General features: G+C 40.2%; 7 protein-coding genes. All 7 read left to right on the forward strand.

Going from position 1 to position 7935, the window contains the following annotated elements; translation table 11 throughout:
• Positions 1–2: 2 nt before the first annotated feature.
• The 7 genes from GWI58_RS13010 to GWI58_RS13040 all read left to right on the forward strand — a co-directional run bounded on the left by GWI58_RS13010 (position 3) and on the right by GWI58_RS13040 (position 7924).
• Positions 3–521, forward strand: a complete 519-nt coding sequence (locus GWI58_RS13010; protein ID WP_161742447.1) for an Hcp family type VI secretion system effector — start codon at positions 3–5, stop codon at positions 519–521.
• A gap of 83 nt (positions 522–604) precedes the next feature.
• The gene (locus GWI58_RS13015) at positions 605–2755 is read left to right on the forward strand and encodes a type VI secretion system Vgr family protein (protein ID WP_161769256.1); all 2151 of its coding nucleotides are present in this window, start codon (positions 605–607) and stop codon (positions 2753–2755) included.
• Positions 2756–2757: 2 nt separating this feature from the next.
• Positions 2758–3288: a DUF6484 domain-containing protein gene (locus GWI58_RS13020; RefSeq protein ID WP_004244630.1), complete on the forward strand. Its 531-nt coding sequence runs from the start codon at positions 2758–2760 to the stop codon at positions 3286–3288.
• 14 nt (positions 3289–3302) lie between these two features.
• Positions 3303–4358: a DUF2169 family type VI secretion system accessory protein gene (locus GWI58_RS13025; protein WP_004244631.1), complete on the forward strand. Its 1056-nt coding sequence runs from the start codon at positions 3303–3305 to the stop codon at positions 4356–4358.
• A 2-nt stretch (positions 4359–4360) separates the two neighbouring features.
• A complete protein-coding gene (locus GWI58_RS13030; RefSeq protein WP_094959729.1) occupies positions 4361–5383 on the forward strand; it encodes a 3-oxoacyl-ACP synthase in 1023 nt (340 codons plus the stop codon).
• A complete protein-coding gene (locus GWI58_RS13035; protein ID WP_161769257.1) occupies positions 5384–6958 on the forward strand; it encodes a PAAR-like domain-containing protein in 1575 nt (524 codons plus the stop codon). It abuts the gene before it with no gap.
• Positions 6959–6961: 3 nt separating this feature from the next.
• Positions 6962–7924, forward strand: coding sequence for a hypothetical protein (locus tag GWI58_RS13040; RefSeq protein ID WP_161769258.1), 963 nt, complete (start codon positions 6962–6964; stop codon positions 7922–7924).
• Positions 7925–7935: the final 11 nt, after the last annotated feature.

Below are 7935 nucleotides of genomic sequence, written 5' to 3' on the forward strand. Positions count from 1 at the left end.
TTATGCCAACTCCTTGCTATATTTCCATTGAAGGAAAAACTCAGGGCAACATCACTGCAGGCGCGTTTACTGCAGATTCTGTCGGCAACATTTATGTACAAGGTCATGAAGACCAAATGTTGGTACAAGCATTTTCTCATGTGGTGACAGTACCGACCGATCCGCAATCAGGACAACCTTCCGGCCAACGTGCGCATAAACCATTTCGTTTTACCGTGGCATTAAATAAAGCAGTTCCCCTGCTATATAACGCATTGGCTTCCGGCGAAATGTTGCCAAAAGTTGAGCTAAAATGGTATCGCACCTCGGTAGAAGGTAAACAAGAGCACTTCTTTACCACGACACTGACTGACGCGACTATCGTGAACATCGATTGCCAAATGCCTCATTGCCAAGATCCGGCTAAAGCCGACTTCACGCAACTTATCGAAGTCTCCCTCTCTTACCGCAAAATTGACTGGGAGCACACTGTTGCTGGAACGTCTGGTGCGGATGACTGGCGTGCGCCTCTCGAAGCGTAATACCGTTATGACGAGTCCTTGGGGGCTCGTCCTTATTTTGTATTGTTCCCTTTTCTTTATCCATTTTTGCATGGAGGCAGATTATGCTTAGCAAAGATCCGAAATCAACGCCCATTGACCCGGCATCCGTTTTAAAAGATGAAGCCATCAATCAAGTGAAAAATAGGGTGCAATCCAAAGTGAACGAAACGCTATCGACACCCACGCAAAAGGTGGCCGGGATGGCCTCAGCAGCGGCCTCGCTCACTCAATCAGCCAGCGCATCGGCCAATCGCGTGACTGCTCATCCCCTGAACCACGGTGGCGGTTTTACCGGTGGACAAACATTCGCTGAAAACCAAGCACTCCAAGCGGCCCATGGGGCGTTACTTGATGCATTAGGCATGGACAGCCTCGAAAGTGGTTTGGTGTTCACTTGCACCATTGGTGGATTGCCTGACGACACCTTTCAAGTCACCGAATTTAATCTTACCGAAGGATTATCCTCGCTATTTTCGCTGTCCATCAGTGCGGTCAGTGCCTTACCCTTTATCGATTTTCAGCGCCATCTTGGCTTAGCCTCATCATTAACGGTTAAACGCGATGGGGTGTTGATCCGCAAAGTCAACGGTATCTTAGCCGGGGCAGTACAAGGCAATACCGACGGAGTGAAAACGTGGTATCACTTCGATATTCGCCCTGAAATGTGGGTGATGACCCTCAATCAAGACAGCCGTATTTTTCAACATCAATCGGTGCCGACCATCTTAAAAACCTTATTGGATGAGGCCCATGTTAAAGCGGATTGCCAATTCTACCGTGAAGATCTACACCCTGAACGTCTCTACACCACCCAAAAACGCGAATCGGCATTTGATTTTTGGTGTCGACTGGCGTTTGAAGAGGGCATTAACTTCTGGTTTGAAGAAGAACAACTGTTTTACAGCGATGAACATATGGGGATGACGGCGGGTATTCACCTCACCTATAACCCGCAGGCCGACACCGATATCAGCGATAGCACTGCCATGACTTGGCAATATGGCGAATATTTGTGTGTGGATGAAACTATCCATAAAGACAACAACTTTGTTCGTCCTTCTTATCCGCTGTCTCATGAAAACAAAATTGAGCAGGGGGGACAGCACAGTGTGTTTGAAAGTTATGGTCGTTTTCAATTAGACGATGAAGGTCGACCTCTGACACAGGTGCGCTTTGAGCAATTACGTAACGGCAGCAAAGTGGGGCAAGCGACAACAAACTGTTTTGCACTGATGCCCGGCAAAATCTTCACCTTATCTCAGCATCCCCATCAGCCGATGAATGATCGCTGGCAAGTGATCAGCGTCAGCCATCATGGTGTACAGCCACTGGCGGACAATAGCGGGGGCGAAGGCACACAACTGTCGAATAGCGTCTCCTTTATTCCGGGCACGCAAGAGTGGCGCCCGCCTTATCGTTATAAACCGACGGCGGACGGCGATGAAGTGGCGACGGTGGTAGGACCACCGGGGGAAGAAATCTACGTCAATGAATATGGCGCCGTGAAAGTGCATTTTCATTGGGATCGTCGGGGAAGTGCCGATCACAGTGCCTCCTGCTGGGTACGGGTTGCCATGGGCTGGAGTGGAAATGGTTATGGTTTTTCTGCGGTACCGCGCATCGGCACACAAGTGCTGGTCAGTTACCTGAATGGGGATATCGACAGACCGATAATTACCGGTTGTACCTATGATGGTCGTAACGCACCACCGATTAAGTTCCCAGAGAATAAGACACAAACCACTTTCCGTAGCCAAACCCACAAAGGGGAAGGTTTTAATGAATTGCGTTTTGAAGATGCGGGCGGTAAGCAAGAGGTGTTTCTTCATGCGCAGAAGGATATGAATACTAAAGTATTAAACAATAGAACAACGCATGTACTTGCAGATCATTTTGAAGTAGTCGAAAAAAATCAAATGATCAAAATTACACAAAATCAAGATGAAGAAGTGGGTGAAAATAAGAAGTTATTTGTTAATAAGGATTATCAGCAAAGAGTTGGCGCTAATAAAACATCTATAGTTAAACAAAACATTAAATATGTTGCTGGGGATTCATTTGAAATTGTATGTGGTAAATCAACATTACAAATGGATAAAGATGGTTATATTCGGATCCGAGGACATGAAATCATAATTGAAACATCTGGAGATCAATATATTAAAGCCGATGGAGATATCACCCTTAAAGCCAAAACAATTTTAGGTAATTAATCATGACAAAATTATTAACTGATAATAAAATACCATCACAAAAATCATCCTTACTAGATGAGATAATCGAAAGGACAGAACCTCAACCTTTATCGGGTGAGCCTTCAATGCTTCCCTCTATCCAATTAGCAAAAATTGTTAGTAACAGTAACGAAGGTATTTCTATTACATTTAATGACAATGAACAACCTATTTTAGCATTGAGTTTAGCGCCAATCACTGAATCTGATGTAGGCAAAATATGTGCGATCCAGTTTATTAATGGAAATCAGAATAACCCATTGATCGTAGGGATGATTTATTCAAATAACTATTTAGATAAATTATCAAAACAAATAATAAATAATGCGACATTATCATGTGTTGAACAAGACCAATTACATATCCAAGCGAGTGAGTCTATTACGTTACAGTGTGGAGAATCTAGCTTAACAATGACTGCTGATGGGTTTGTTCAAATTAGGGCTCTTTATATTGATAACTATGCATTAGCCACAAATCGTATTAAAGGTGCATCAGTACAAGTGAACTGAAGGAAGATAAACACATGGAGTTGATAAATAATGCTAAACATACAGTTGCTAAAGCGACAGTAATGATTGATAAAGCTGGGTTCGAGTATCTGGTTGTTGTAATAAAAGCAACTTATCATATTCCAGAAAATAATCAGCTTCCACGTCCTATTATTCCATCTCAACCCCTAGTCTATTCAGATATATATTATGGAGAGGTGGGGAAATCTGCGCCAATTTATGATGCTGACTTTGTTTTAAAGAAACAAAAATGTGATGTAATTTTTAATGCTAAGGCATTTGCACCGCATAAAAAACCTATTAGCCAACTGATTATATCTGTTCAAGTTGGAGATATGATAAAAAAGATCGCAGTTTTTGGTCAACGTAATTGGTGTAAAGAAGGTGGCCTTTATAAACCTGGAGTCGCAGAGCCTTTTACTGAGGTTCCCTTACACTATGGGGTTGCATTTGGAGGAAAATATTATTACAAAGATGAGCAGATATCTCACTCTATAAATCCACTGGGAATAGGGTATTTTTTATCTCGAAAACCGAATAATAAAGAAATAAAAATGCCTCAACTAGAGTGCATTGATGAACAAATAAATACACCTGAAAGTCAAATTAATCCCATTGCATTATCCGTATTACCTCGCCATTATGGTGAACGGGTAAAATATGCAGGTACTTTTGATGAAAAATGGCGTAACGAAACAGCCCCCTTTTTACCAAGAGACTTTGATGAACGTTATTTTCAATCTGCACCAGCTGATCAACAAATTGATTTTCCTATTGGCAATGAAGTGATTGTTTTAAACAATATACACCCTTTGCGTTCGAAAATTAATTTTAAACTACCAAGATTAAATAATATCCCAGTAAGATTTTATCAGCGTCAAGGGGAAGTCGTGTTATTCACCCCAAGCGTTGATACACTTTATTTTGAACCAGAAAAGGATTTTTTTTCTGTAACTTGGCGGTGCCAATTACCTATTCAAAATATACTCGATATAGAGCAAATTCTTATAGGACCAAGACTAGATAGTTATGTTTCTCGTCAAACGTATCAATCTATTTGTAAGGGATAAAGATGAAAAATAAAAATTATTTATCCATTGTTGCTGCTGGGTTATGTACTCCCGTTGGTACAGATATTTATTCAGCAACAGCAGCCATTCGTTCAGGATTAGATCATTTCCGTGAAACTCATTTTCGAGATACGCTAAATCAGCCTATTATTGGCTCTTTGTTATATGATTATCAGGTATGGGGACCTGCTCGATTAATTGCGTTATTAAATAAAGTCATTGATGATTCATTGGCGAATATTGCTATCAATAAAGAAAATATTGTTATCTGTTTACTTTTACCAGAAGAAGAACGTCTAGGTATTTTCCCACAATGGTTAAGTATAGTTACTGACGCTATATTGCCTCGCTTTCATAAAAGCTCTATCGCGTTATGTCGTGGAAAAGCAGGTATTGGGGAAGCGTTGCCTTTTTTACAGCGAATATTATCAGAACAAACCACTCATATTGCATTATTAGTCGGTTGTGATAGTTATTTTAATGCAGAAACGATTCGATATTATACGAATACAAATAGATTATTGCATTCGGAAAATAGTGACGGTTTTATTCCTGGCGAGGGAGCGGCTTCTGTTGCATTTACATTAACAAGCAATAATAGTAGAGAATACGTTACTATTCTTGGTTTTGATACTCAATTAGAAGCAGCTCATATTTTGCAAACTAAATTGCCTTTAAGAGTGAAAAGTTTATCAAATGCTATTGAACAAGCTTGCCAACGGTCAAATCTTCTTTTACATGACACTCAATTTTGTATGAGCAATGCAAATGGTGAAGCTTTTTACTTTAAAGAAGTTGCGTTAGCTATTACGCGGACATTAAAAGAAAAAGTAGAACATTACCCCCATTATTTAATTGCTAAAAGTGTCGGTGAAACAGGTGCTGCGAGTAGTGTGATTATGTTAGCGATATTATCGGAGTGGATGAAGCACCCTGAAGGACCCGGGAATACTGGATTGATAATATCAAGCGCGGATAGCGGAGAACGAACAGCGATCATTTTACAATATCAAGAGGTAAAGTAGATGGATACGCGAGTTTATGTTAACGGACGAGAAATTTGCTCTAAAGCATCCGATGGTGTATCAACGGCCGCGTTTCCAGATCCTTGCTGGTCTCCTGGCCCCTCAGTGGTTCCTTATCCTAACACCTCTAGCGCAGATGCTTTATCAAATGGTACAGCGACTGTTTTTATCCGAAATAGTATGGTTGCACAAGAAGATCGTTCATTCTTTTCTATTAGTACAGGAGATGAGCCAGCAACTAATGGGTTAGCCAAAGGCGTGATAACAGGCGTTATTAAAGGTAAAGCCTATTTTCGGTCATGGTCACTTAATGTGAAGTTTGAAGGATATGGTGTTGCACGTCATCAAGATCTTATGTCACATAATCATGGCTCTTTTCCATCTAACACACCGATATTTCGGTATATTTCTCGAGGCGTTTTGGGCGGTATTAAAGATTGTAGCAAAGAAAATACACAGATTGAAAAGCGCTGTAAACCCGATAAGGATAACTCGGATGTCCAACAAGAGTTAAAAAAAGAAAGTGCGCTTAGAAAAGCATTAGCAAGAAGAAAAAAAATACAAAATAAAAAAAATAGCAATAAATGGCACTGGACGGAGGATCATTGTGCTGGGTTAGAAATAAAAATGTCAGGGAAAGATCCTAAAAAAGTTGCTAAAGAGTTTATGGATGATATTTCTGATTCGATAGACGCATTAAAAAGCGAATTAGATTATGTTAGTGCATTAAAAAGTAAACTTACTGATATGGCAAAGGATGCCGCATCAAAAGCATTCGGTAAGGTAATCACAAAGGCTGGAATAAAACAAGTAGCAGGTAGCTCAGTTCCAGGTTGGGGAAATGCGGCAATGGCCGCATGGACACTTGGCGATGCAGTCTATGCAGGTTTTGAGGTTAGCACTATTAAATCAGCTGCTGAAGAGGGACTAGAACAAGTTAAAGTCTTATCTGAAAAAGCGGATGATATAAAAAAATTGATCGAACAAACTGAAAATTATAAAAACTTATCACCTGAAGAACAGCTAGAAAAAGCACAAAAATTGGCTGAAGATGCACAAGATATTCTTGCTAGCTTAAATGCTTGTGTTCGAGCAAGAAAATGCAATTTAGTCCCTTATTCTGTAAAAAATGCGATAAAAAAAGGTGCCAGAGGAAGTAAAGTAGAGACCGCGAAAAAAGGAGGATGTTGCCAAGGACAAACGGGGCATCATTTAATTTACTCTCATTTGTTAAGAGAGACATGTAAGAATTATGAGGAGTCCATAGCCCCTACTGTTTGTGTGGAAGGTACGTCTTGGCATAGTGGTAGTCATGGGCGTATTCATATGGCGATGGATGATGAAATTACTTATTTAGTTAAAAATAATCGATTAAATAATAACACTATGAGTATGCAACAAGCTATTGATGCTGCGGTTAGTGCCCATAAAAAAACGTTTCCATATGCTGATTGTTCCAACAGATGTATTAGAGCTCAATTAGAAAGTTATTATTTATCAATATGCAAAGATGCAAGATTACCCGCGAAAGACTCGAGGGGTAATAACATAAAATATAACGAAGTAGATAGGTGATTTATGACATATATAAAAGAAAAAAATTGGGAAGAAGTTCTGAAAGGTTGGATCATTACTGGTTGTGCAATCCGAAATAAAAATATCGTGTACTTTTGTTTGCGCAAAGATATTCCATACGAAAAGGCTCGAAATTTATGGAACAGTGAAATACCTAGTATGTTATTAGCTATCTATTTAGATACACCAGTCACACCTACAGGGTATGTGAGTATTACTGGATTTGATAATCCCAAAGTAGGCGTTTGTTTAAAACCGAAAGAACAAGGGATGCTTGCATCTAGAGGTGATGATGGTGTTGTGGTGTGTGTAGGCAGTGGTGCTAATTTGCCACCAGAAAAAGTTATGGATGGTGACTATGCAAATCCTAAAAATATTAAATGTGTTGGTGGATATGCTTATTATGTTGGTACTTCGCGCGAAATTTATAAACGCGTGGATATTGGGAAATGGCAGAGAATTCAACATGGGATACCAGGAGGAGAAACCAATACAGATATGGGGTTCACTGATCTAGATGGTTTTTCTGAGCAGGATATGTATGCCGTTGGCGGTGAAGGAGATGTTTGGCATTATAATGGCGAAATCTGGATCCCCTGTGGTTTTCCCTCTAATGAGCAATTAAGTGCAGTTTTATGCGCCCCTGATGGTTATGTGTATATTGGCGGTGAAGGGGGCAGTTTATGGTGTGGGCGTGAATATCAATGGGAAAAACTTTATCACGGCAGTTCGACTATTTTACTGAATCAGTTACGCTGGTTTGAAGATAAAGTATGGGCATGTGATGACTACCGTTTACAGTGTTGGAATGGTAAAGAAATGGTCCGTCCCAAGGATGGTGATAAAAATGTTATCGCCTCAGGTCATATGGATGTCCGCGATGGGATTTTAGTTGTAGCTGATGATTATAATGTTGATCTGTATGATGGAACCGCTTGGCATAAGATAGTGAGACCTTATAAATAATAGGATTATTG

Origin of the sequence: Proteus sp. G2674, from assembly GCF_009915195.1 — a bacterium.
Taxonomy (GTDB): Bacteria; Pseudomonadota; Gammaproteobacteria; order Enterobacterales; family Enterobacteriaceae; genus Proteus; species Proteus mirabilis.

Excerpts from the sequence above, each read along its gene's own strand:
- GWI58_RS13030 (WP_094959729.1), top strand. The coding sequence starts at position 4,361 with ATGAAAAATAAAAATTATTTATCCATTGTTGCTGCTGGGTTATGTACT.
- GWI58_RS13010 (WP_161742447.1), top strand. The coding sequence starts at position 3 with ATGCCAACTCCTTGCTATATTTCCATTGAAGGAAAAACTCAGGGCAAC.
- GWI58_RS13015 (WP_161769256.1), top strand. The coding sequence starts at position 605 with ATGCTTAGCAAAGATCCGAAATCAACGCCCATTGACCCGGCATCCGTT.
- GWI58_RS13040 (WP_161769258.1), top strand. The coding sequence starts at position 6,962 with ATGACATATATAAAAGAAAAAAATTGGGAAGAAGTTCTGAAAGGTTGG.
- GWI58_RS13025 (WP_004244631.1), top strand. The coding sequence starts at position 3,303 with ATGGAGTTGATAAATAATGCTAAACATACAGTTGCTAAAGCGACAGTA.
- GWI58_RS13020 (WP_004244630.1), top strand. The coding sequence starts at position 2,758 with ATGACAAAATTATTAACTGATAATAAAATACCATCACAAAAATCATCC.
- GWI58_RS13035 (WP_161769257.1), top strand. The coding sequence starts at position 5,384 with ATGGATACGCGAGTTTATGTTAACGGACGAGAAATTTGCTCTAAAGCA.